This window comes from Amycolatopsis thermalba (assembly GCF_003385215.1).
Classification (GTDB): domain Bacteria; phylum Actinomycetota; class Actinomycetes; order Mycobacteriales; family Pseudonocardiaceae; genus Amycolatopsis_E; species Amycolatopsis_E thermalba.
The window spans coordinates 147988-171219 of record NZ_PQHW01000001.1 but is presented as its reverse complement, the minus strand read 5'-3'; the positions used below and the strand labels follow the sequence as shown (position 1 = coordinate 171219).

Here is a 23232-nt window from a genome sequence, read left to right as displayed (position 1 = left end):
GTCAGCACGGTCCCGCCGCACGTGATCGAGGAGTTCCTTGCGCGGCCCGGCACGCGACCTCCCAGGCGGCCTCGATCATGGGGAAGATCTCGTCCACCGCAGCCTCCGGATCGGTGGCTTCGCGGCCGAGCGAGAAGGCGTCCACCACGAACCTCGCGACGGTCCGGCAGGCGATGGTGACCTGCGGCAGGCCGAGGTCCGCGGCGATGGCCACGGCCAGCGCCTCGGCGTGACGCAGCCGCATCGACTTCTCGTAGTCCCGCAGCGCGGGTGACTCGTCGATCATCCGCCAGAGCGGGCCGGCGCCGTCGCCGGTGCAGTGCCGCAGCAGCGCCTGGACCTCGCGGCGCAGTGCCGGCATGAGTGGCTCCTGCGGGGAGCGGTGTGTCACCGCTCGCACGAGGCGCTGTTCGAAGTCGTCGTCCCGCTCGAAGACCAGGGCCTCTTTCGACGCGAAGTGGGCGAAGACCGTGGTCACGGCTACATCGGCCGCAGCGGCGACGTCACGGATCCCCACCGCGTCGTACCCGCGCTCCAGGAAGAGCCGCAGTGCGGTGTCGGCGATCTTCTGCCGGGTCGCGGCCTTCTTGCGCTCACGGCGTCCTGGGGGCGCTTCTGCCATGGGTGGACACTACCAGGTGCAAAATCCTATCCGTTGTTAAATGCTAACCGTTAGTGTTACGGTCGCCGGTATGAAGAAGGTGGTCTTCGCCGAGTACGGCGGTCCCGAAGTCCTGCAGCTCGTCGACGCCGAGGAGCCGCACGCGGGGCCTGGTCAGGTGCGCATCGCGGTGCGGGCCGCCGGTGTGAACGCCCACGACTGGAGGGTGCGCGAGGGCCAGTTCCGGGACTCGCGCCCGATCGCGTTGCCTTCCGGGGTGGGGCTCGACGCGTCGGGGGTGGTGGACGAGATAGGTGCGGGCGTGGCCGGGGTCGAGATCGGGGACCCTGTGTTGGGCGAAGGGTCGGACACCTATGCGGAGTTCGCGGTGCTGTCCGCGTGGGCTCCGATGCCCGGGGGCCTGACGTTTCCGGAGGCGGCCGGCTACGCCTCGGTGGTGGAGTCCGCGCTGCGCATCATCGGGCTGGCCGGGGTGGAGCCTGGGCAGACGCTGCTGGTGAGCGGCGCGGCCGGGGGAGTCGGATCGGTGGTGTTGCAGATCGCCCGGGAGCGTGGCATCACCGTCATCGGCACCGCCGGGCCGTCCAATCAGGACTACGTGCGCAGCCTGGGCGCGCTCGCCACCACCTACGGCGACGGCTGGGTCGGGCGGGTGCGACAGCTCGGCGAGGTCGACGCCGCTCTCGACCTGGCCGGCTCCGGGGTGATCCGCGAGCTCGTCGAGCTGACCGGGGACCCCCGGCGGGTGGTCTCCATCGCCGACCTCAGCGCGCCCGAGCACGGTGCCCGGTTCTCCGGAACGGCCGGGAGCGTGCAGGACGCGCTCGACGAGGTTGCCGGCCTCATCGCGGCGGGGAAGCTGCGCCTGCCGGTCGAGAAGACCTACGCGCTGACGGAAGCCGCGGCCGCCCACGCCGACAGCCAAGCCGGCCACACGCGCGGGCGCCGGGTCATCGTCCTGTGATGTCTGAAAGCGTCGCCGTTGCGGTCAAGCGCGAGGCGCGGGCCCGCCGGCCGCCGCGGTCACGCTCGCGTGCGTGCTCCCAACCGTGACGTCATGGTGAGGGAGCCGCGCGTTCGACTCCTGCCAGGGGTACGCATCCGTGCACCGTCGCGGCGGGGTCCGCAGCTCGACCGGGAGAGCATCCGCACGGCACAGCGCGCGGGCCCGGCGGCTACCCGGAACTCATGACTCCGGGGCGCCTGGAGCGACACCAGGACGCGCGACCACCGGCCCCGACCGGCTTGGCCCACGCCGCGGCGGCCTGCGCAGCCGTCCGGCACCCCGGCGCGTTCATTTCGGTTCCTTGACGAGCGTCATCGCTGCGATATTCTGGCTCTGACGTCCGCGAAGGGAGTTCCGGGTGAGCGGATTCCGGCTCAGTGGCGAGCAGCGTGAGTACGTGCGCTGGGTGCGCGAAGCCGCGAGTGGGCTTCCCGCGCCAGTGCCCGGCCGGGTGGACCGCGCCCTGGTGCAGGCCCTGGGGGAGCGCGGCCTGCTGCGGGGCCTGTTCGGGCCGGGCGACCCGCCGTCCGGTGCCGCGGCCCTGCGGTTGTGCCTGCTGCGCGAGACGATCGCCCAGATCCGCACCGAGGCGGAGACCGCGCTCGCGCTGCAGGGGCTGGGCAGCTACCCGATCCTGCAGTCCGGCTCACCCGAACTGGTCAGCCGCTGGATCCCCGCGGTGATCTCCGGGGAGGCGGTCGCCGCGTTCGCCCTGACCGAGGCGGGCGCCGGATCGGACGCCGCGGCGCTTCAGCTGCGCGCCGAACGCGACGGCGACGGCTGGGTGCTGACCGGCGAGAAGCTGTGGATCTCCAACGCCCCCGACGCCGACATCTACACCGTCTTCGCGCGCACCACGCCCGACGCCGGCGCGCGCGGCGTCACCGCGTTCGCCGTCCCGGGGACGAGCCCGGGGTTGTCCGGGGAACCGCTCGACATGCTGTCCCCGCACCCGATCGGCCGCCTGGTGTTCGACGGGGTGCGGGTCGGCGCGGGCGCGGTGCTGGGCGAGGTCCACCGCGGGTTCACCGTCGCCATGCGCACGCTGGACCTGTTCCGGCCCAGCGTCGGCGCCTTCGCGGTCGGGATGGCCCAGGCCGCGCTCGACGCGACGCTGACCCACGTCCGGGAACGCCGGGTGTACGGGGCGCCGCTGGCGAACCAGCAGTCCGTGGCGCACCGCGTCGCCGAGATGGCGACGGAGCTGGAGGCGGCCCGGCTGCTCGTCTACGCCGCGGCCGCGGCCTACGACGACGGCGCCGGACCGGACGAGCAGCCGCGGCGGTCGGCGATGGCGAAGCTGTACGCCACCGAAGCCGCGCAGCGGATCGTCGACGGGTGCGTCCAGCTGCACGGCGCGGCGGCCCTGCGGCGGGGACATCCGCTGGAACACCTCTACCGCGACGTGCGGGCGCTGCGCATCTACGAAGGCGCCTCCGAAGTCCAGCGTTCCCTCATCGCCCGCAACCTGATCGGCAGGGAGTACACCCGATGACCTACCGCTTCCACGCCTCCCCGCGGCTGACCGAGCACTGGCGGCACTTCCGGTTCGCCAAGGACGGCGGCGTGGCCACCGTGACCCTGGACCGGCCGGAAAAACTCAACCCGCTGACCTTCGAAAGCTACGCCGACCTGCGCGACCTGCTCGCCGAGCTGCCGCACCACCAGGACGTGCGCGCGCTGGTCATCCGCGGCGAGGGCAAGGGGTTCTGCGGCGGTGGCGACGTCGACGAGATCATCGGCGAGCTGATCCGGATGGAGCCGCGCGACCTCATGCGGTTCACGAAGATGACCGGCGCGGTCATCCGGGCGATGCGGGAGTGCCCGATCCCGATCATCACCGCCATCCACGGCATCGCGGCCGGCGCGGGCGCGGTGGTGGCGCTGGCGTCGGACTTCCGGATCGTGAGCCGGTCCGGGCGCTTCGCCTTCCTGTTCACCAAGGTGGGCCTGTCCGGCGGGGACATGGGCGCGGCGTACCTGCTGCCGCGCGTGGTCGGGCTCGGGCGGGCCACCGAGCTGCTGATGCTCGGCGACACGATCGACGCCGAGACCGCCGGCCGGTACGGCCTGGTGTCGCGGCTGGTGGCCGACGACGAGCTGGACACCGCGGTCGCCGACCTGGCCCGCCGGCTCGCCGACGGCCCGACGCTCGCGCTCGCGCAGACGAAGTCGTTGCTCACGGCCGAACTGGACATGTCCATGCCGGCGTCGATGGAACTGGACGCGATGACCCAGGCCCTGCTCATGACCACGCGCGACCACGCCGAGTTCCACGCCGCGTTCACCGAACGCCGCGCCCCGCGCTGGGAGGGCCGTTGACCGCGCGGGTCGCGCTGGTGACCGGCGCCGGCCGCGGCATCGGCCGCGAGATCGCCCGCCGGCTCAGCGGCGAGGGCCTGCGCGTGGCCCTGGTGGCCCGCGACCGCGACCAGCTCGCCCGCACGGCGAGCAGCTGCGCCGGAGCGACGATGGTGCTCCCCGCCGACGTCACCGAACCGGAGGCGGCCGAGCACGTGCACGCCGAGATCGAACGGACGTGGGGGCCGGTCGAGGTCCTCGTCGCGGGCGCCGGGGCCGGCCATTCGGCGCGGCTGGACCGCACGACCGACGCGGACTGGCAGCGCATGCTCGACCTGAACCTGACCGCGCCGTTCCGCTTCGTGCGGCGCGCGGTTCCGGCCATGCGGGACGCCGGCTGGGGGCGGATCGTGGTGGTGGCGTCCAGCGCCGCGCACATCGGCGAGCCCTACATCGCGGCCTACACCGCGAGCAAGCACGGGGTGCTGGGCCTGGTCCGGTCCGCGGCCGCGGAGCTGGCGCGCACCGGCGTGACCGTCAACGCGGTGTGTCCCGGCTACGTGGACACCCCGATGACGGAGGCGACGATCGCGAACATCGTGGCGTCCTCGGGGCGCAGCCCGGAACAGGCCCGGGAGGCGCTGGAACGCAAGCAGCCGATCGGCCGGCTGATCACGCCCGCCGAGGTGGCCGACGCGGTGTGGTTCTGCGTCGCCAGCAGCGCGGTGACCGGGCAGGCGATCAATGTGGACGGAGGTGCCGTGCAGTGAGCGTCGAACGCGTCAACCCGCCGGAACTGGCGCCGCCACGGGGTTTCTCGCACGCGGTCGTCGGCACCGGGACGACGGTCTTCCTGGCCGGGCAGACCGCGTTGGACCGAAGTGGACGGATCGTCGGCGGGGACATCGTGGCGCAGTTCGAGCAGGCCCTGTCCAACCTGCTCACCGCGCTGCGGGCGGCGGGCGGCGAGCCGGGGCAGCTGGCGAGCCTGACCGTGTACGTCACCGACATGGACGACTACCGGGCCCACGCCGGGGAGATCGGCCGGGTGTGGCGACGCCTGGCCGGCCGGGACTACCCGGCGATGGCGGGCATCGGCGTGGCCCGGCTGTGGGATGCCGAGGCGCTGGTCGAGGTGCAGGGGTTCGCCGTGGTGTGACCACCTGGGCTTCGCCAAGCAGCGGGAACACCGCTTCGAGCCAGGACTTCGGCTCCGAGCCTGCTGAGCACGCTCTGGGACGTTCCCGGGGTGGCCTGTCGACCGGACTGCACCTGGCCTGCATCGCCGCCCGGCAGCGGCGTGGCAGCCGTGGATGCCGTTGCGCAGGATCGTCCAGTCCGTACGGCCGGCGTATCCCGATGGCCTGCGACGTCCGGGAGGTCCTGGACCGCATCGGCGACACATGGACGGTGCCGGCCCGCGTCGAGTACGCGCTGACTCCCACCGGCCACAGCCTCACGTTCGTGCTGAAAGCCGTCGCCGACTGGGCGGCGGAGCACCGCCACACCGTGATCGAGTCCCGCGCCCGCTGGGACCGCGGGACGGCAGCGCCTGGTCCCGGCGTGGCTTGACTACCGCGCGAGCAGGGGTTCGACGTGCCCGTGCGCGGGCCCGGCGAGCCGGCGCCGTAGCTCGAAGAACACCTCCGCCGCGCGGAGGCCGATCCAGCCGGCCGGGAGCACCTCCAGGGGGAGCCCGGGTTCGAGGTAGGGCAGCCGCCGCCAGTCGGTGAGCGCGTGGACGTAGTCGGCGAACGCTTCCGCGCCGTCGATGCGGCGCCGTCGCCGGTAGCGCGCGAGCACCGGCTCGTGGCGGCCCAGGAACGTGTCGTACAGCTCGTGCAGGCGCTGGAGGTCCCACCAGTCCCGCACCCGCTCCGCGGTCGCGGCGAAACCCAGGTGGTCGGCGTGGAACAGCTCGACGTAGGGATCCAGGCCCTGGCGCAGGAGCGCCTCCCGCGTCTCGCCGAGCAGGTGCGCCGGGGCGATCCACACCCCCGACGACACCGTGCCGAACCCGAGCCAGGACAGCCGGGAGCGCAGCTGGTGCCGTTTGTCGCGTTCGGACTCCGGCACGCTGAACACCGCCATCAGCCAGCCCTCGCCGGCATCGGCCCGGCGGCGCTCGAAGATGCGGCGGTCGCCCTCGTCGAGGATCTCGCGGGCGGTGGCGGACAGTTCGTACCCGGCGGCCCCGCCGACCTTCGCCGCCGTCAGCAGCCCGCGCCGCTTGAGCCGGAAGACCGCGGACCGCACGGCCGGCTCGTCCACCCCGCAGTGCGCCAGCAGCTGGATCAGCGCGGCGACGCTCATCCAGCCGCCCGCCTCCCGGGCGTAGAGACCGTAGACGGTGACGATCAGCGCCCGCGGCTGCTGCCCACGCCCGTTGTTCTCGTCCGCACCGGTGGCCACGGCAGTCACTCTAACCCGCCGCGCGGTGGCGTCCCCGGCTCCATCATTTCTATCGCTGTCTTGACTACCGTCACGAAAAGAGAATGATTGGGGCATGACCTTCCCGGGTTCCGCGCACGCCGACACGTTCTGCCGGGACAACCTGCCGCCCCGGCACTCCTGGCCGGAGTTCCTGGAGGAACTGCCCGAGCTGCGGTATCCGCCGCGGCTCAACTGCGGCGTCGAACTCCTCGACGCGGTCGTCGAGCGGCTCGGGCCGGACCGCCCGTGCCTGCTCACCCCGGACGGCGAAACCTGGACCTACGGCCAGTTGCGGGACCGGGTCGATCGCCTCGCCTGGGTGCTCACCGAACAGCTCGGCGTGGTTCCCGGGCAGCGGGTCCTGCTGCGCGGCCCGAACACCCCGGCGCTGGCGGCCTGCTGGCTCGCGGTGATGAAGGCCGGCGCCGTCGCGGTGGCGACGATGCCCCTGCTGCGGGCCGGTGAGCTGACCGCGATCGCGCGGATCGCCGCGGTCAACCTCGCGCTGTGCGACGCGCGGTTCGACGGCGAACTCGTGGCGGCCGACCTGGCCGGCGCGCCGGTGGTCCGGTACGGCGGAGGCGATCCGGACGACCTGATGGCCCGCGCGCGGGCGGCGCCGGGCGGGTTCACCGCGGTCGACACCGCGGCCGACGACGTCGCGCTGCTGGCGTTCACGTCGGGCACCACGGGGCGGCCGAAGGCGACCATGCACTTCCACCGGGACGTCCTGGCGATCACCGACACCTTCTCCCGGCACGTCCTGCGGCCGCGCCCGGACGACGTCTTCACCGGCACCCCGCCGCTGGCGTTCACCTTCGGTCTCGGCGGCCTGCTGGTGTTCCCGCTGCGCGCCGGCGCGGCCACGCTCCTGATAGAAAAGGCGACCCCCGACGAACTCGCCGACGCCATCGAGGCCCACGACGTCTCCGTGTGCTTCACCGCCCCCACCGCCTACCGCGCCATGCTCCGCTCGAACCGGGTCCGCGCGCTGGGCAAGCTGCGGCGGGCGGTGTCGGCGGGGGAGCACCTGCCGGAGGCGACGTGGCACGCGGTGCACAAGGCGACCGGCCTGCGCCTGATCGACGGCATCGGCGCGACCGAGATGCTGCACATCTTCGTCTCCGCCGCCGACGACGACATCCGGCCCGGCGCCACCGGCCGCGCCGTGCCCGGATACCGGGCGGCCGTGCTCGGCGAAGACGGCAAGCCGCTGCCGCCGGGGACGCCGGGGCGGCTGGCGGTGAAGGGGCCGACCGGCTGCCGGTACCTGGCCGACGACCGCCAGGCCGCCTACGTCCAGGACGGCTGGAACATCACCGGCGACACCTTCGTCGCCGACGAGGACGGCTACCTCTACTTCGTGGCCCGCAACGACGACATGATCGTCTCCTCCGGCTACAACATCGCCGGGCCGGAGGTCGAGGAGGCCCTGCTCGCGCACGAGGCCGTCCTCGAGTGCGGTGTGGTCGGCGTGCCCGACCCCGAACGCGGCCAGCTCGTCAAGGCCTTCGTCGTCCCGTCACCCGGCGTCGAGGCGGACCAGGCCCTGGTGTCCGAGTTGCAGAACTTCGTGAAGGCGCGGATCGCGCCGTACAAGTACCCGCGCGCGGTCGAGTTCGTCTCCGATCTTCCGCGCAGCAACACCGGAAAGCTGCAGCGCTACAAGCTTCGCGAGCGCGATCACGCGGGGGAGCGGTGATGCGGATCGCGGTGATCGGCGGCGGGCCGGGCGGGCTGTACTTCGCGGCGCTGGCCAAGCACCTGGGCCCGGGCGACGAGATCGACGTGTGGGAACGCAACGCCGCCGACGACACGTTCGGGTTCGGCGTGGTGTTCTCGGACGAGACACTCGGGGGCATCGAGCACGCCGACGAGCAGGTCTACCGGGAGATGGCGCGGGAATTCGCCCGCTGGGACGACATCGACGTGCACTTCCGCGGCCAGGTGCTCACCAGCGGCGGCCACGGGTTCGCCGCGATGAGCCGCAAACGGCTGCTGCAGATCCTGCAGCAGCGGTGCGCCGGGCTGGGCGTGCGGCTGCACTTCGCCACGCCCGCCCCGGACGCCGACCGGCTCGCGGCCGAGTACGACCTCGTCGTCGCCGCGGACGGGGTGAACTCGGCGGTGCGCGCCCGCCACGCGGGCGTGTTCGGCCCGTCCCTGGACGACCGCTCGTGCCGCTACATGTGGCTGGGCACGGACAAGGTGTTCGACGCGTTCAAGTTCTACATCGAACAGACGCCGTACGGGGTCATGCAGATCCACGGCTACCCGTTCGACGCGCACGGCAGCACCTTCATCGTGGAGATGGCCGAACAGGTGTGGCAGCGGGCCGGGTTCGCCGCCTTCGCCGACCGCGAGTTCGCGCCGGGGGAGTCCGACGAGAAGTCGATCGAGCTGGTGCGGGAGCTGTTCGCCGGCGTGCTGGGCGGCGCCCGGCTGCTGGCGAACAACTCCCGGTGGATCACCTTCACCACGGTGCGCAACCAGCGGTGGCGCCACGGCAACGTCATCCTGCTCGGGGACGCCGCGCACACCGCGCACTTCTCGATCGGCTCGGGCACCAAGCTCGCGATGGAGGACGCGCTCGCGCTCGCCGCGTCCCTGCACGAGCAGCCGGACGTGGAGCGGGCGCTGATCGCCTACGAGGCGGAGCGCAAGCCGGTGGTCGAGTCGACCCAGCGCGCGGCGCAGGCCAGCCTGGAGTGGTTCGAGAACCTGGGCCAGTACGTGCACCAGGAGCCGGTGCAGTTCGCGTTCAACATCATGACCCGCAGCCGTCGCGTCACCTACGACAACCTCCGCGTCCGCGACCCCGGGTTCGTCGACCGCGCCGACCGCTGGTTCGCCGGGCACGAGCAGCGGCGCGGCCACGGCGACGGCAGCGTGCGGCCGCCGATGTTCCAGCCGTTCCGGCTGCGCGGGCTGGAGCTGCGCAACCGCGTGGTGGTGTCCCCGATGGACATGTACCGGGCCTGCGACGGGATGCCCGGCGACTTCCACCTGGTGCACCTGGGCGGCAAGGCGCTCGGCGGCGCGGGCCTGGTGATGACCGAGATGGTGTGTGTGTCCGACATCGGCCGGATCACCCCGGGCTGCACCGGGATCTACACCGACGAGCAGGCGCGGGCGTGGCGGCGGATCACCGAGTTCGTGCACGCCGAGAGCACCGCGAAGATCGGCATCCAGATCGGGCACTCGGGGCGCAAGGGCTCCACCCGGCTGATGTGGGAGGGCATCGACCAGCCGCTGCCGGAGGGCAACTGGCCGGTCGTCGCCCCGTCGCCCATGCCCTACCGGGAGGGCGTGAACCAGGTGCCGCGCGAACTCGATCCGGACGATCTCGGCGTGATCCGGCGCCAGTTCACCGACGCCGCGGCGCGGGCCGCCGACGCCGGGTTCGACCTGCTCGAACTGCACTGCGCGCACGGCTACCTGTTGTCGTCGTTCATCTCACCGCTGACCAACCACCGCACCGACGGCTACGGCGGGTCGCTGGAGGCGCGGCTGCGGTTCCCGCTCGAGGTGTTCCGGGCGATGCGGCGGGTGTGGCCGGCGGACCGGCCGATGAGTGTCCGGATCTCGGCCACGGACTGGTGCGACGACGGCATCACCGCCGAGGATTCGGTGGAGATCGCCCGCGCGTTCGCCACGGCCGGGGCGGACGTCATCGACGTGTCCACCGGCCAGGTGGATCCCGCCGAGAAGCCCGCGTTCGGCCGGTCCTACCAGACGCCCTTCGCCGACCGCATCCGCAACGAAACCGGCATCGCGACCATGGCGGTCGGCGTCATCTCCTCCTACGACGACGTCAACTCGATCCTGCTCGCCGGCCGCGCGGACCTGTGCCTGCTGGGCCGCGCGCACCTGTACGACCCGAACTGGACGCTGCACGCCGCCGCGGAGCAGGGGTACTCCGGCCCCGGGGCGGAGTGGCCGCTGCCGTGGCGGGCGGGGTCCCGGCGCCCGCAGACCGGCCGCACCGAAGGCCCCAAGCCCAGGCTGGAGCTGATCCGCCGCGGGGAGCCGGGGACCGCGCACCGCCGCTGGCGGCCGTAAAGAACATCAGAAACTAATTGAGTTACTGATACACTTCGCCGGTGCCTGCCGAACTGAGCGTCGCCGAGCTGACCGCCGTGTTCGAGGACTTCACCCGGATGGCCATCCGGCTCCCGGCCGGGCAGCGGCGGAGCTTCACGACGCTGTCCGTGCTCCACACGCTGGCCCGCCGCGGCCCGCGGCGACTCACCGAGCTGACGGCCAGCGAACAGGTCACGCAGTCGGCGATCACCCAGATCGTGACCAAGCTGGAGCGCGACGGGCTGCTGCGGCGCGAGCCGGACCCGTCGGACGGCCGCGGGGTCCTGGTGCGGATCACCGAGGCGGGGGCGGCGGTCGTGGACGGACGACGGGCCGAGCGCCAGGCGCGGCTCGCCGAACTCGCCGGCCGGCTCACCCCGGCGGAGCGCACGGCCATCGCGGCGGCGCTGCCCGCCCTGGCCCGCCTGGTCGAACTCGATCAGGGACGAACGGTGCAGTGACCGCAGGAGTGGACGATGACTGACTTCCCGCTGGTGCCGGAGCCGATCCACGTGCCCGAGGAGGTGCTCGACGACCTCCATCGGCGCCTGGAGCTGACCCGCTGGCCCGACGACGTCGGCAACGAGGACTGGTTCTACGGCGTGAACCGCGACTACCTGCGCGAGCTCGTCGGCTACTGGCGCACCGGATACGACTGGCGCCGCGCCGAAGCCGCGATCAACGCCTACGAGCACTACCGGGTCGACGTCGACGGCGTGCCGGTGCACTTCATGCGCAAACCCGGGGTGGGGCCCGATCCGGTGCCGCTGATCCTCACCCACGGCTGGCCGTGGACGTTCTGGCACTGGTCCAAGGTCGTCGGCCCGCTGGCCGATCCCGGCGCGCACGGCGGCGACCCGGCCGAGGCGTTCGACGTGATCGTCCCGTCGTTCCCCGGTTTCGGGTTCTCCTCGCCGCTGCCGCGCCACCCGGACATGAACTTCTGGAAGGTCGCCGACCTGTGGCACACGCTGATGACCGGCGTCCTCGGCTACGACAGGTACGCCGCCGCGGGTTGTGACGTCGGGGCGCTGGTCACCGGACAGCTCGGCCACAAGTACGCCGGCGAGCTGTACGCCATCCACATCGGATCCGGCTTGCGGCTCGACCTGTTCACCGGCGACCGGGCGTGGGCCTTCGGCGGCGGAAAGCCCTTTCCCGCCGGGCTGCCCGCCGATGTCCACTCCGGACTGATCGCGCTGGACCGGCGGTTCGCCGTGCACCTCGCCGCGCACATGCTGCACCCGAGCACGCTGGCCTACGGGCTGACCGACTCGCCGGCCGGGATGCTCGCCTGGATCCTCGAACGGTGGGTGAACTGGAGCGACAACGGCGGCGACATCGAGTCGGTGTTCAGCAAGGACGATCTGCTCACCCACGCGATGATCTTCTGGGTGACGAACTCGATCGGCACGTCGATCCGCACCTACGCCAACAACAACCGCTACCCGTGGACCCCCTCGCACGACCGCCGGCCGGTGGTCGAGGCGCCCACGGGCATCACCTTCGTCGGCTACGAGAACCCGCCCGGCGTCAGCACCGGGGACCGGGTCCGGCACTTCTTGGACAGCGACCACGCCGCCTGGTACAACCACGTCAACCTGACCGCCCACGACGCAGGCGGGCACTTCATCCCCTGGGAGGTGCCGGACGCCTGGGTGGCGGACCTGAGGCGCACCTTCCGCGGCCGCCGCTAGGTCTGAAACTGACGGAGGTTGTTGACAGTCTGGGCTCTCGATCTAGGAAGGGAGCTCATGGCTGAGCGAGTGTGGAGCGAGAAGGACCTGGTCAGGGGCGCCAGGCCGGGTCGCGGCCGATGAAGGCCATCAGCTGGTCCTGCGGGGACGCGTCGGCGGGGACGGGGACCGCGGGGCCGTAGTGGCCGCTGTCGCGCAGGAGGTGTTCGATCGGCCGCATCGCGGCGAGCACGGTGGCGCAGCGGTCCTGGCCGAGGTCGGGTTCGCGGCCGAGTGCCTTGGCCAGGTCCCAGGTGTGCATCCACACGTCGGCGGTGTAGAACTGGTCGACCGCCTCGTCGACGGGCTTGTCGCCGGTGTGCGGGTTGCTGTGCACCCGTCCGCCGGGGTGGTCGAGGATGGCCTGGATGTCGGTGACGTGCTGCTTCCAGGCGGCGGCCGGCCCGGCGTCGACGTCCAGGGCCGGGAGGTCGATCCCGGCGCCGCGCAGGAACGCCCGGGACCACTCGACGAGGTGTTTGACGATGTCCAGCGCCGTCCACTCCGGAACCGGGCTGGGGCGGGCCCAGTCACCGGGGGAGGCGGACTCGACCAGTTCGGTGAAGCGGGCCGCGTCGTGTGCGTGCTGCTGGGCCGGGGTCATCTCAGGCTCCCCCGGCCAGCAGCTCGTCGAGCTTCTCGTAGCCCTCGCGGACGCCGACGTCCATGCCGCTGGACAGTATGCCGTCGCGGGTTTCGAAGTCCTCGACCACGCTCAGCACCCGCAGCCGGGTCCGGCCGCCGCCGAGCGCCTCGAAGGTGAGCGTCTCCAGCGCGACCCCGTCGGGTTCGCCTTCGTAGGTGAAGGTCCACACGATCCGCTCGTGCGGGCGCACCTCGTGGAAGCTGCCGTAGAACGAGGCGATCTCGGTGCCGTCCCGGTCGTTGGCGAAGGCCCATTCGCCGCCGGTGCGGGCGTCCCACCTGGTGATCCTCGTGGTCAGCGAGCGCGGCCCGACCCACCGCGCGTAGAGGTCGCGGTCGACGTGGGCGCGGAACACCTGCTCGGGTGGTGCGTCGAACTCGCGGATGATCTCGATGGTCGGCACCTTCTCGGCCGCCACGATCCGGGTTTCCTGCTGGGGCGTGGTCATGATGCGTCCTCCTGGGTCTGGCCGGTGTCGCCGGTCAGGCGGGACAGCACGGCGTCCAGGCGCCGGTACCGCTCCTCGGCCTGGCGGCGGTAGCGCTCGATCCACTTCGTCATCAGGTCGAGCACCTCCGCGTCGAGGTGGACGGGCCGCCGCTGGGCGATCCGGCTGCGGGTCACCAGACCGGCCTCCTCGAGCACCTTCACGTGCTTGGAGACCGCCTGGAGGCTCATGTCGTACGGCTCGGCCAGCTCGCCGACGGTCGCGTCCGCGGCGGCCAGCCGGGCGACCAGGTCGCGCCGGGTCGGGTCGGCCAGGGCCGCGAACACGCGGTTGAGCCGCTCGGTAGTCTCGTCCACCCTGCTTCCTCAACTACTTGGTTGCGGACGACGGTAGAGCACCCGTCCCCAGGTTGTCAATCGACTGGTTGAGGAAGGCTGGACGGGTCACGAAAGAAAGTGATCGGTGCTATTCGAACACGCGGGCGGGTGATGGATTGCGGCGCTGATCGGTGATCACCGGGGGGAGCGTGGCGGTGTGAGGCTGGGCGCGAGGGGTGAAGATCCCTTGCTTCGCCCGTAACCTCGCGGGGCCCGCGAATCGGCCCGCGCGGGAGGCAGTAGCAGTGCTATTACCCAGCGGTAGAAACGCTGTTAGAGCTGCGGGAACAGCCGGTCCGCAAGATCGCACGCCACCCCCTCAAACTGTGTGGTCAGTCACCGTTTGGTGATATCTCCGTTGCGTGTTCGTAATCTGGCCGAGGCCTCGCGGAGACCGGAAATCCCCCGTTCCGTCTCGTGTGGCTCCCGCCGGCCTGGCCCCCGACAGGGTCGGCGTGGCTGAACGTCAAGCAAGGAGACCTCCCGTTCATGGGAAGCCATAATTCCAACAACCGTGCTCCCCGGAAGGCGGCCCTGTTTTCCCCGGACAGGTACCGCCCGCGGCACGCAGCCAAACCGAAGAACCTCGGCCGGATCGGCGCGCGCACGTCCGTTTCGGCGAGCCTGCTCATGATGTCCGTGGCCGGCTCCGCCAGCCCGCTCGCGATGGCGAGCGGCAGCGGCGAGGCCGCCCCGCCGGCGCCCGCCGCCGGTGCGACCCCGGTCGCCGGCACCGTGGCCGCCGTCCCGGTTCTCGGGCCGCCGTCGACGTGGGTGGTCACCACCCCGGCGCCGGTGCTGGACATCCCCGCCGCCGTCGAGGTCGCGGCACCCGAGCCGGTCGCCGTGGAAACCCCGGTCGCGGAACCGGCTCCGGCCCCGCCGCCCGCGCCGGAGGTGTTCGACACCACCGGCGACCCGATCGCGGGCTGGATCAACGAGGCCATCCGCGTCATGCGGGCGCAGGGCGTGCCGGTCGGCGGCGGTGACGTGCAGGCCATCCGCACGATCATCGACAAGGAGTCGAGCGGCAACCCGAACGCCGTCAACCGCTGGGACAGCAACTGGCGCGCCGGTCACCCCTCCAAGGGGCTGATGCAGTGCATCGACTCGACCTTCAACGCGCACAAGCTGCCCGGCCACGACGACATCTTCAACCCGGTGGACAACATCATCGCCGGGGTGCGCTACACGATCAGCCGCTACGGCGGTTTCGACGGCCACCCCGGGCTGAAGTCCATCCGGAAGGGCAGCGGCTACCGCGGCTACTGACGACGACGGGCGCCCGTCCACTTCGGACGGACGCCCGTGTGGTCAGCCGGGCTCGGGAACGGTCCGTCCACTGTGTACGCGCGGTGGAGCCGGCGTGCCCACCTCGCCCGTTCGCCGAACGCCGCGTCCGCCCGGCCGCCGGAGCCACCCGTTCCGTAGCCGGGTCGTGAGCGCTGACGTGGTGTCCGTGATCGTCCCGCGGGGCCGGATCACGTGATCCGCCGTTCACCAGGGGGCCGCATGAGATTGCTCGGCGTGCACCAGGGTCTGGTGCACGCGCCCCTGCCGCAGGTGCGGGACCTCGTGCTGAGCACCGCGTTCTCGGCCTCCGCCACGCCATTGCGGGTGCGCAAGGACGCGGCGCAGGGGTGGATCGAGGCACGCGGGCAGTGGTGGTGGTGCGGGCGCGTCGAGGTGCACGAGCACGCCGCCGGGGCCCGGGTCGTCTACCGCATCTACAACGTGGCGACCGGGCTCGCCGGGCGGCTCGTGCCCGTCACCGTCGCGCGCGGGCACCGGGGCCCGGGTCCGCTGCTCGCCGAGCTGGGGGAGCGGCTCGGCTGCCGCACCGAACTGCTCTAGGACACCGCGTCCGGCGCCGGCCGTCCTTCTCGGCCACCGGCACCGCGTCGCCGCCGGCGCGCGTCATTCCGTCGGCGTGCCGACCCGGAGCCGGTTGCCGTCGGGGTCGCGCAGCTCGACCTCACGCGCCCACGGAGCGTCCGTCACCGGCACGCCGAACTCGGTGGCGACGGCCTCCACGTCACGGACGCGGAGGTAGACCAGCGTGCCGGGGCGGGCGTCTCCCGTGTGCTCGGACAAGAACAACCGCACGCCGCCCCGCGCGACCTCGACGAACGCGGGCAGTCCCGGTTCGAAGCGGTGTTCCCACTGCTTGGCGAAGCCCAGTCGCTCGTACCACGCGACCGCCGCCGCGGCGTCCGCCACGCGCAGAATGGGAATGGCTTCCTCGTCCATGGCGCCATCGTCGCAGACCAGCCAGGGCGAACGCCGCCGCTCTAGCCCCCGTAGGGCTTGGTGATGATTTCCAGCCGGTGCCCGTTCGGGTCGTTCCAGTACACGCCGCGGCCACCGTCGTGGTGGTTGATCCGCCCCGGCTCCTTCTGGAACGGGTCCGCCCAGTACGGCAGGCCGCGACTGGTGATGCGCTCGAAGATCTCGTCGAACTCGGCGTCGCTGACCAGGAAGGCGTAGTGCTGCGGGTGCACGGGCCCGTCGACCTGGAGCACGTCGAGCGAGACCCCGTTGTCGGCCTGCACCACGAGGAACGGGCCGTAGGGGACCGGGCCGGGCAGGCCGAGGACGCCGGTCAGGAACTCGGCGGTTTCCGCCCGGTCCCGCGCCTCGACGATCGTGTGGTTGAGCTGGACGGCCATCGCCGGCTCCTTTCCTCGCCGAACCTGGTGTCCCCACTGTAGGCCGCCGCTAGGCTGCGGGGATGACCATGGAACACGCCGCCGTGCTCGCCCTGCACTGGCAGGTCAACGTCATCAAGCCGGAGGGCTTCTTCGGCGGTATGCTCGCCGCGCCCGTCGAGCGCAGCGGCGTCGTCGGCCGCGCGGTCCGGTTCCACCAGTGGGCCGCCGCCGCCGGGATCCCGGTCTACTTCACCCGCTTCACGATCCCCGAGGACGAGGGCCGGCTCGTGCGCAACACCGCGTTCATGCGGGCCGTCGGCGACGCGCAGGAGCAGTTCCGGCCCGGCGCCCCGGGCACCCGGATCATCCCCGAGATGACGCACCTCGCCGAACACGTGACCGACAACCAGAAACTCTCCGGGCTCGCCGGCAACGACCTCGCCGCCCGCCTCGGCGACGCCGGCGTCACCACGCTGTACGTCACCGGCGTCGCCACCAACCTGACCGTCGAGCAGACCGCGCGGCACGCCACCGACCTCGGGTTCACCGTTCACCCGGTGAGCGACTGCGTGGCCGCCGCCGACGAGGCGGTGCACCGGGCCTCGCTGGCGAACCTGGACCTGGCGACCGCGGGCTGCCGCACGGCCGCCGAGATCACCGCGGGCTAGCGCGGCGGGTCAGAACTCGTCGCCGGTGGAGAGTTCGTGTTCGAACGCGTCCGCCTGCGCGACGACCGACAGCAGCGGCCGCTCGAACTCCTCCCGCAGGTGCAGTGACGTCAGCGGCACGGTGTGCTTGATCAGCGCGACCCCGTCCACGACCGCGGCGCCCCCGATCGACGAGACGCCGGCCAGCTCGAGCAGGCGGCGCAGGTCGATCTTGTCGGCCCAGCCCACGGCCGAGGAGATCTCGGCCCATTCGGCGCCGTCGAGGTCGGGCAGGTGGTGCACGGTGACCTGCTGGCTGCGGCCGCCGTCGGTGTCCAGCCGGAAGCGCAGCCAGTGCTCGCTCTCCTCCAGCACCTCGTACCGGATGCGTACGTAGTTGATGACGTCCGTCCAGATGGTCACGGGCGTCAGCTTAGCCAGAAGCGTCAGCTCTTGTGCGCGCGCGCCGCGGCGAAGCAGTAGATGCCGAACGCCGCCAGCCCGGCCGCGACGACCACCAGCAGCACGACGCCGTAGGGCTGGGCGGCGAGCGTGCGCAGCGCCTTGTCGACCCCGCCCGCCTGGCCGGCGTCCGACCGCAGCGCGGCGTAGCCGAGCAGCCCGCCGATGATCGCGTACACCACGCCCTTGGCGACGTACCCCGCGGAGCCGAGCCACTCGACCCACTTCGTGCTGCCCGCGGGCAGTTTCGGGGTGTTCAGGTCGTCGAGGAAGCTGCGTTTGATCCCCTTCACCGCCGCCGCGACGCCGACCGCGATCACCGCCGCCCCGGCGACCGCCACCAGCGCCTGCCCGGCGGGCAGCCGGAGCAGGCGGGCGGTGAACTCCTGCTGCGGCTGGTTGCCGTGCGCGGAGCCGCTGCCGGTGGCGAGCCGGATCGCGGTGTAGGCCAGGGCGAGCACCACCACGCCCCGTGCCCCGGAGCCGATGCGCTTGCGCACCCGCTTGCCGCGCCGGGGCACCCAGGTGTAGCCGCGGGCGGCCATCAGGAACTGCCACCCCCCGAACGCGACCAGTCCGATGGCGAGCACCCACAGCATCGCCTGGCCGGCCGGCGTGGATCCGACCTCCTGCAGCGCGCCCTTCTGGTCGGCCTCCTTGCCGCCGTCCCCGGTCGCGACGCGGACCGCCAGGTAGGCGACGACCAGGTGCACCAGCCCCCAGCAGACCATGCCCGCGCGCCCGGCGGCCTGCGCCGCGGAGCGGCCCCTGACCCGTGCCGCCCAACCGGCGCCTGTCGCGTTGCTCGTCATCCGGGCACCTCCTCGTCACTCGATCGGGTGTACCCCGGAGGTGGCGTGGTTAAGCCGGGCGGGAGAGGAGCACGCCGAGGGCGCACCCCTGCGACGACGCCGAGCACCGCCAGCGTCGTGGTGCGGAACCCCGCCTGTCGCTCCGGCTGGTAGGGGCGTAGCCGTACCGGGTCTGCACCAGCGGATCGGCGGGAAACGCAGCAGCGCCAACGGAAACCACACCGAACGCCGATCCCCGGCCACGGTGTGGCAGGCTCCCCACCCTGCGGCGGCGGGATGTCCGCCCGCGGACCGCCCTACCCGGCCGGCACGCCGAGCACCTCCAGGAACGCCGCGGCCGCCGGGGTGAGGCCCGCCGTGCTCCAGACCAGGTGCTCGATCCGCCCGGGCGCGTCGGTGACCGGGACCGTCGCCACGCCGGACAGGTGCGGCGCGTACGTCGACGGCAGCATCGCCACCCCGAGGCCCGCCCGGATCAGCCCGGCCATCAGCTCGGCCGTGGTGACCTCGAACGCCACCTCGCGCTGCACCCCCGCCGCCGCGAAGGCCTGGTCGGACTGGGCGCGGCCCGGCGTGCCCGCCGTGAAGTCCACGAACTGCTCCGCCGCGAGCGTCCGCAGGTCGACCTCCGCCCGCCCCGCCAGGGCGTGCCCGGGCGCGACCACCGCGACGAGCCGGTCGCGCGCCAGTTCGTGTCCCCGCACGCCCTCGGGCCGCGTGGTGACCGGCAACCCGAGGAAGGCCAGGTCCAGCGCCCCTTCCCGGACCTGCTCGACCAGCTCGTGGCTCGCCGCCATCCGCAGCCGGACCCGCACCTGCGGGTAGCGCTGCCGGAACACTCGCAGCGCGTCCGGCAGGTCGACCGCCGCGACCGTGGGGATCACCCCGACGCTCAGCCGGCCCCGCACCTCGCCGACCGCGGCCGCCACCTCCGCCGCCGCCCGCTCGGCGAAGTCCAGGCACTGCCGCGCCGCGGGCAGGAACGCCGCGCCCGCCGCGGTCAGCCGCACCCGCCGGCTGGTGCGGTCGAACAACCGCGCCCCCAGCTCCCGCTCCAGGCGGGCGACCTGGTGGCTGAGCGCCGACTGCACGACGAGACATCGCTGCGCCGCCCGGGTGAAGCTGCCGGTCTCGGCCACCGCGACGACGTAGCGCATTTGCTGGAGTTCCACCGATCTATCGTGCCGCACGATCGGTCAGGTGACGAACATGTGTTGGACTCATGGATCAAGGCGACCGAGACTGGCCGGGTGAGACTTCGCGACACCGCACTGGCCGCCTTCGCGCCCGTGGTCTGGGGATCGACCTCCGTGGTCACCACCGAACTCCTGCCGCCCGCCCACCCGTTGTTCGCGGGCCTGCTCCGGGCCCTGCCTGCGGGCCTGATCGCCCTCGCCGCCACGCGGACCCTGCCGCGCGGGGCCTGGTGGTGGAAGGCCGCCGTGCTCGGCGTGCTCAACATCGGCCTGTTCTTCCCGCTGCTGTTCGTCGCCGCCGAACGGCTGCCCGGCGGCGTCGCGGCGACCCTGGGCGCCACCCAGCCGCTGATCGTGGCCGTGCTCGCGGTCGCGGTCCTGAAGGAAAGCCCGTCGGCGTGGCGATTCGCCTGGGGCGTGACCGGTGTCGTGGGGGTGGGCCTGGTCGTGCTCGGCCCGGCGGCCGGATTCGGCGTGGCCGGCGTGCTGGCCGGGCTGGGCGGCGCGGCGACCATGGCGCTCGGCGTCACGCTCACCAAGAAGTGGGGCCGTCCCGCCGAGGCCGGCCCGACCGCGTTCGCGGCGTGGCAGCTGACCGCGGGCGGGCTGTTCCTGGTGCCGGTCACGTTCCTGGTCGAGGGCGCCCCGCCCGCGGTCGATGTCCCCGCGGTGCTCGGTTACCTGTGGCTCGGGCTCGCCGGCGGGCTGCTGGCGTACGTGCTGTGGTTCCGCGGGATCACGACGCTGCCGGTCACCTCGGTCGCCGTGCTCGGCCTGCTGTCGCCGATGGTCGCCGCGCTGCTCGGGGTCGTCGTGCTCGGGCAGACGCTCGGACCGGTTCAGCTGACCGGCTTCGCCCTGGCCCTGGCCGCGATCGTCGCCGGGCAGCGGTCACGGCCGGGAGCGCAGATCCGCCAGCACGGCCGTCGCCGCGCGGCGGCCGGACACCAGCGCGCCCTGGATGGAGCTGGTGTCGCGGTGGTCCCCGCACACGTAGCGGCCCGGGGCGAGCCGGACCGGCTGCCGTAGCGGGTGGCCGGCCGGCATGACCGGCAGCGCCCGCGCGATCGCGTAGGTCTCGACCCGCTCCCAGTCCGTGGTCGTGGTGTCGTACATCCGCGCGAGCGTGGTCCGCACGTGCGGCTCCAGCTCGTTGCCGGTGTCGCAGCGTTCCGGCACCGACGCGGCGACCAGCGTCTGGCCCGGCGGCGCGTACCCCGGCGCGACGGCGCTGATCACCGCGGTGTTGACCAGCAGGTCACCGCTGTCGGTGCGCAGGGTCGGCTGCCGGGACGGCGGGTGGCCGCTCGTGCGGTAGTAGTAGGTGGTCACCGCGTGCCACTCCGGCGCCGGGACGCCGAGCAGGCCGTCCGCCGCGGCCACCACCACCGCCCGCGCGAGCACCTCGCCGCGGTCGGTCGTGACGCCTTCGCCGGTGATCCCGGTGACGCGGACTCCACATCGGACGGTGCCGGGCACGAGATCGCGGGCGAGCAGGTGCGGCAGCGCGCCCATCCCGGACGCGGGCAGCGCCGCGCCGCCGCGCAGGAAGCTCCGCCACACCAGGTGGAACGCCCGCGCGGACGTCCTCAAGGGACGGTCCAGGAACACCCCGGCGAGGAACGGCCGCAGCACCTCGTCGACCGTCCGGTCGCCGACGCCGCGCCGGGCGAGGTCCTCGGCGATGCTCGAATCGGCACCGGCTTCGAGCCGGCGGGCGGGGGCGAGCACGTCCCGTGCCGACATCGTCAGCAGCGCGGCCACGTCGCGTGGCCGGCCGGCGGTGCAGGCGAGCAGGTCCCGCACCGCGCGGCGGTGCCGCCACGGCGGGGCCAGCGCCTGCCCGTCCGCGATCACCCCTCGCGTGAAGTACTGCAACCGCAGGTCGGCGAGGCCGGACAGCTCCCGCACGGCCGGGTAGGCGGGCAGCAGCACCTGGAACCCGCGGTCGAGGCGGAACCCGTCGATCACGTCGGTGCGCACCCGGCCGCCGATGTCGTCCCCGGCCTCGCAGACCAGCACGTGCAGCCCGGCGCCCTGCAGGATCCGGGCCGCGGCGAGCCCGGCCGGACCCGCGCCGGCCACGACCACCTCGGCCCGCTCCACCATGTCCGCCCTCCTCGGGAGGAGGACTACCACGCCGAGTGGGGGCGCAACCACCGGTCAGGGAAAAAATTCGTTCGGCCCACCAATGAGTGTGATAGCGTTAGGCCAGCAAACGATAGAGTGGCTAACGTTAGGTAGCCGAATGGACAACCGGGAGCTGGGCACCATGATCGAACCGTTCCGCATCGACATCCCCCAGGCCGACCTCGACGACCTGAACGACCGGCTCGCCCGCACCCGCTGGCCCAACGAGGTCGCCGGCGCCGGCTGGGACTACGGCTTCCCGCTGGCACGCCTGCGGGCACTGGCCGGCCACTGGCGCAGCGGCTACGACTGGCGAAAGCACGAAGCCGAGCTCAACGAGCTGCCGCACTTCACCACCGAGATCGACGGCCAGAGCATCCACTTCGTGCACGTCCGGTCGGCCAGACCGGACGCGCTCGCGCTGGTCCTCACCCACGGCTGGCCCGGCTCGTTCCTGGAGTTCCTGGACGTGATCGAGCCGCTGTCGCGCGACTTCCACCTGGTGATCCCGTCCATTCCGGGCTACGGCTTCTCCGGGCCGACCCACGAGGGCGGCTGGAGCGCCGAGCGGATCGCGCGGGCGTGGGCCGAGCTGATGCGCCGCCTCGGGTACGAGCGGTACGGCGCGCAAGGCGGCGACTTCGGCGCCGGCATCTCCCTGGCGCTCGGCTCGGTGGCGCCCGAACAGGTGGTCGGCGTGCACATCAACTACCTGCCGACCCGGCCGGACCCCGATGCCGGCGTCGAACTGTCCGAAACGGACGAGGCCCGGCTGGACAAGGTCAGGCAGCTGATGGCGAACCGCCCGCCGTACCAGGCCCTGCAGGCCGCGACCCCGCAGACCATCGGCTACGCGCTGACCGACTCGCCGGTCGGGCAGCTGGTCTGGATCGCCGAGCGGTTCGCGCACTGGACCGACCCGGACTCGCGGATCAGCGACGACCGGTTGCTCACCAACGTCTCGCTGTACTGGCTGACCGCGACCGCGGCCTCCTCGGCGCGGCTGCACCACGACGCCCCGCGGGGGCAGTACCTGCCGTGCCGGGTGCCGGTCGGCGTGGCCGTGCTCCCGCACGACATCACCCAGTCGGTGCGGCCGCTGGCCGAGCGGCTGTACGACATCCGGCACTGGTCGGAGTTCGAGCGCGGTGGCCACTTCGCCGCCATGGAGGTGCCGGACCTCTTCGCCGAGGACGTCCGGACCTTCTTCCTGACCGCCCTGACGTCCTGAGGAGACCGCCATGACAGAGACGCCGATCCGCGCGCTGGCCGACCGCGCCGAGCTCGCCGAGCTGGTCGCCCGCCACAGCGTGTGGCTCGACGAAGGCCGCTACGACGAGACCGGCCGGCTGTTCACCGAGGACGTCGTCGTCACCTCCCTGCGCGGGGAGGCGCGCGGCATCGAAGCCCTCGTCGAACTCGCCCGCTCGGGGCACGACACCTACGTCCGCACCCTGCACAGCAAGGCCAACCTCGTCATCGACGTCGACGGCGACACCGCCACGGTGCGGGCCCACGACATCGCCGTGTTCGTCCTCGACGACAAGACCGAGGCCGTCGCGGCCGGAGTCCACCACTACCGGGCGCGCCGCACCGCGCACGGCTGGCGCTTCGACCACCTCGTGATCACCCCGGTCGCCCTGACCGAAGCCCTCGGCCGGGCGCTCTGACCGGCCGCGCCA

The 23232-nt window shown here is 72.6% G+C and carries 26 protein-coding genes and 1 pseudogene; 16 read left to right on the top strand and 11 right to left on the bottom strand.

Features of this window, described 5'->3' with window-relative positions; all coding sequences use genetic code 11:
• Position 1 precedes the first annotated feature (1 nt).
• A complete protein-coding gene (locus D0D15_RS00825) occupies positions 2–622 on the bottom strand; it encodes a TetR/AcrR family transcriptional regulator (RefSeq protein WP_094002694.1) in 621 nt (206 codons plus the stop codon).
• A 70-nt stretch (positions 623–692) separates the two neighbouring features.
• Between D0D15_RS00825 and D0D15_RS00820 the strand changes: the two genes are divergently transcribed.
• From D0D15_RS00820 to D0D15_RS00795, 6 genes are all read left to right on the top strand, one after another.
• Complete coding sequence (locus D0D15_RS00820) at positions 693–1586, top strand: NADP-dependent oxidoreductase (protein ID WP_094002695.1); 894 nt, start codon at positions 693–695, stop codon at positions 1584–1586.
• Positions 1587–1986: 400 nt separating this feature from the next.
• Entirely contained in the window at positions 1987–3123 is a 1137-nt protein-coding gene (locus D0D15_RS00815; RefSeq protein ID WP_115944148.1) for an acyl-CoA dehydrogenase family protein, read from the top strand.
• Entirely contained in the window at positions 3120–3950 is an 831-nt protein-coding gene (locus D0D15_RS00810) for an enoyl-CoA hydratase family protein (RefSeq protein ID WP_094002697.1), read from the top strand. The genes D0D15_RS00815 and D0D15_RS00810 overlap by 4 nt, the downstream gene beginning before the upstream one ends.
• Positions 3947–4699: an SDR family NAD(P)-dependent oxidoreductase gene (locus D0D15_RS00805; protein WP_094002698.1), complete on the top strand. Its 753-nt coding sequence runs from the start codon at positions 3947–3949 to the stop codon at positions 4697–4699. Before D0D15_RS00810 ends, D0D15_RS00805 begins: the two co-directional genes overlap by 4 nt.
• Complete coding sequence (locus D0D15_RS00800) at positions 4696–5088, top strand: RidA family protein (protein WP_094002699.1); 393 nt, start codon at positions 4696–4698, stop codon at positions 5086–5088. The genes D0D15_RS00805 and D0D15_RS00800 overlap by 4 nt, the downstream gene beginning before the upstream one ends.
• Before the next feature lie 200 nt (positions 5089–5288).
• Entirely contained in the window at positions 5289–5501 is a 213-nt protein-coding gene (locus D0D15_RS00795) for a winged helix-turn-helix transcriptional regulator (protein WP_115944147.1), read from the top strand.
• Here the strand turns inward: D0D15_RS00795 and D0D15_RS00790 are convergent, their stop codons facing one another.
• Entirely contained in the window at positions 5502–6350 is an 849-nt protein-coding gene (locus D0D15_RS00790) for a PaaX family transcriptional regulator (protein ID WP_244214919.1), read from the bottom strand.
• An 85-nt stretch (positions 6351–6435) separates the two neighbouring features.
• Between D0D15_RS00790 and D0D15_RS00785 the strand changes: the two genes are divergently transcribed.
• The 4 genes from D0D15_RS00785 to D0D15_RS00770 are packed head-to-tail and all read left to right on the top strand — an operon-like array spanning position 6436 to position 12142.
• The gene (locus tag D0D15_RS00785; RefSeq protein ID WP_094002700.1) at positions 6436–8064 is read left to right on the top strand and encodes an AMP-binding protein; all 1629 of its coding nucleotides are present in this window, start codon (positions 6436–6438) and stop codon (positions 8062–8064) included.
• Entirely contained in the window at positions 8064–10424 is a 2361-nt protein-coding gene (locus D0D15_RS00780; RefSeq protein WP_094002701.1) for a bifunctional salicylyl-CoA 5-hydroxylase/oxidoreductase, read from the top strand. Before D0D15_RS00785 ends, D0D15_RS00780 begins: the two co-directional genes overlap by 1 nt.
• A 41-nt stretch (positions 10425–10465) precedes the next feature.
• Entirely contained in the window at positions 10466–10906 is a 441-nt protein-coding gene (locus tag D0D15_RS00775) for a MarR family transcriptional regulator (protein WP_208646159.1), read from the top strand.
• Positions 10907–10921: 15 nt separating this feature from the next.
• Positions 10922–12142, top strand: a complete 1221-nt coding sequence (locus D0D15_RS00770; protein WP_094002702.1) for an epoxide hydrolase family protein — start codon at positions 10922–10924, stop codon at positions 12140–12142.
• Positions 12143–12233: 91 nt separating this feature from the next.
• Here D0D15_RS00770 and D0D15_RS00765 read toward each other — a convergent pair whose 3' ends face one another.
• The 3 genes from D0D15_RS00765 to D0D15_RS00755 are packed head-to-tail and all read right to left on the bottom strand — an operon-like array spanning position 12234 to position 13631.
• Positions 12234–12785 carry a maleylpyruvate isomerase family mycothiol-dependent enzyme gene (locus D0D15_RS00765; protein ID WP_094002703.1) on the bottom strand — a complete coding sequence of 184 codons (552 nt, stop codon included), beginning with the start codon at positions 12783–12785 and terminating at the stop codon, positions 12234–12236.
• 1 nt (position 12786) lies between these two features.
• Positions 12787–13275 (bottom strand): SRPBCC family protein, encoded by a 489-nt coding sequence (locus D0D15_RS00760; protein ID WP_094002704.1) that lies wholly within the window; start codon positions 13273–13275, stop codon positions 12787–12789.
• Positions 13272–13631, bottom strand: a complete 360-nt coding sequence (locus tag D0D15_RS00755) for an ArsR/SmtB family transcription factor (protein ID WP_094002705.1) — start codon at positions 13629–13631, stop codon at positions 13272–13274. The genes D0D15_RS00760 and D0D15_RS00755 overlap by 4 nt, the downstream gene beginning before the upstream one ends.
• Before the next feature lie 510 nt (positions 13632–14141).
• Here D0D15_RS00755 and D0D15_RS00750 point away from each other — a divergent pair.
• Together D0D15_RS00750 and D0D15_RS00745 are read left to right on the top strand one after the other, a co-directional pair.
• Positions 14142–14924, top strand: coding sequence for a transglycosylase SLT domain-containing protein (locus D0D15_RS00750; RefSeq protein WP_233156984.1), 783 nt, complete (start codon positions 14142–14144; stop codon positions 14922–14924).
• A gap of 240 nt (positions 14925–15164) precedes the next feature.
• Positions 15165–15506, top strand: a complete 342-nt coding sequence (locus D0D15_RS00745; protein WP_143266123.1) for a hypothetical protein — start codon at positions 15165–15167, stop codon at positions 15504–15506.
• Between the two features lie 63 nt (positions 15507–15569).
• Here the strand turns inward: D0D15_RS00745 and D0D15_RS00740 are convergent, their stop codons facing one another.
• A complete protein-coding gene (locus D0D15_RS00740) occupies positions 15570–15902 on the bottom strand; it encodes a glyoxalase superfamily protein (protein WP_094002708.1) in 333 nt (110 codons plus the stop codon).
• A gap of 41 nt (positions 15903–15943) precedes the next feature.
• Positions 15944–16321, bottom strand: a complete 378-nt coding sequence (locus tag D0D15_RS00735; RefSeq protein WP_094002709.1) for a VOC family protein — start codon at positions 16319–16321, stop codon at positions 15944–15946.
• 62 nt (positions 16322–16383) lie between these two features.
• Here D0D15_RS00735 and D0D15_RS00730 point away from each other — a divergent pair, with 62 nt between their 5' ends.
• Positions 16384–16971 (top strand): cysteine hydrolase family protein, encoded by a 588-nt coding sequence (locus D0D15_RS00730; RefSeq protein WP_094002710.1) that lies wholly within the window; start codon positions 16384–16386, stop codon positions 16969–16971.
• A 9-nt stretch (positions 16972–16980) separates the two neighbouring features.
• Here the strand turns inward: D0D15_RS00730 and D0D15_RS00725 are convergent, their stop codons facing one another.
• From D0D15_RS00725 to D0D15_RS00715, 3 genes are all read right to left on the bottom strand, one after another.
• Positions 16981–17373, bottom strand: coding sequence for a hypothetical protein (locus D0D15_RS00725; protein ID WP_115944144.1), 393 nt, complete (start codon positions 17371–17373; stop codon positions 16981–16983).
• Between the two features lie 23 nt (positions 17374–17396).
• Positions 17397–18224, bottom strand: a complete 828-nt coding sequence (locus tag D0D15_RS00720; RefSeq protein WP_167481434.1) for a DUF1206 domain-containing protein — start codon at positions 18222–18224, stop codon at positions 17397–17399.
• Between the two features lie 296 nt (positions 18225–18520).
• Positions 18521–19396 (bottom strand): LysR family transcriptional regulator, encoded by an 876-nt coding sequence (locus tag D0D15_RS00715; protein WP_094002712.1) that lies wholly within the window; start codon positions 19394–19396, stop codon positions 18521–18523.
• A 78-nt stretch (positions 19397–19474) separates the two neighbouring features.
• Here D0D15_RS00715 and D0D15_RS00710 point away from each other — a divergent pair, with 78 nt between their 5' ends.
• Positions 19475–20449: an EamA family transporter gene (locus tag D0D15_RS00710; protein ID WP_341867281.1), complete on the top strand. Its 975-nt coding sequence runs from the start codon at positions 19475–19477 to the stop codon at positions 20447–20449.
• Here D0D15_RS00710 and D0D15_RS00705 read toward each other — a convergent pair.
• Positions 20396–21529: pseudogene (locus D0D15_RS00705) on the bottom strand (FAD-dependent oxidoreductase); the annotation flags it as partial. The gene D0D15_RS00710 and the pseudogene D0D15_RS00705 overlap by 54 nt on opposite strands.
• A gap of 163 nt (positions 21530–21692) precedes the next feature.
• Between D0D15_RS00705 and D0D15_RS00700 the strand changes: the two are divergent.
• A complete protein-coding gene (locus D0D15_RS00700) occupies positions 21693–22781 on the top strand; it encodes an epoxide hydrolase family protein (protein ID WP_094002852.1) in 1089 nt (362 codons plus the stop codon).
• A 10-nt stretch (positions 22782–22791) separates the two neighbouring features.
• Positions 22792–23220 carry a nuclear transport factor 2 family protein gene (locus D0D15_RS00695; RefSeq protein WP_094002714.1) on the top strand — a complete coding sequence of 143 codons (429 nt, stop codon included), beginning with the start codon at positions 22792–22794 and terminating at the stop codon, positions 23218–23220.
• Positions 23221–23232: the final 12 nt, after the last annotated feature.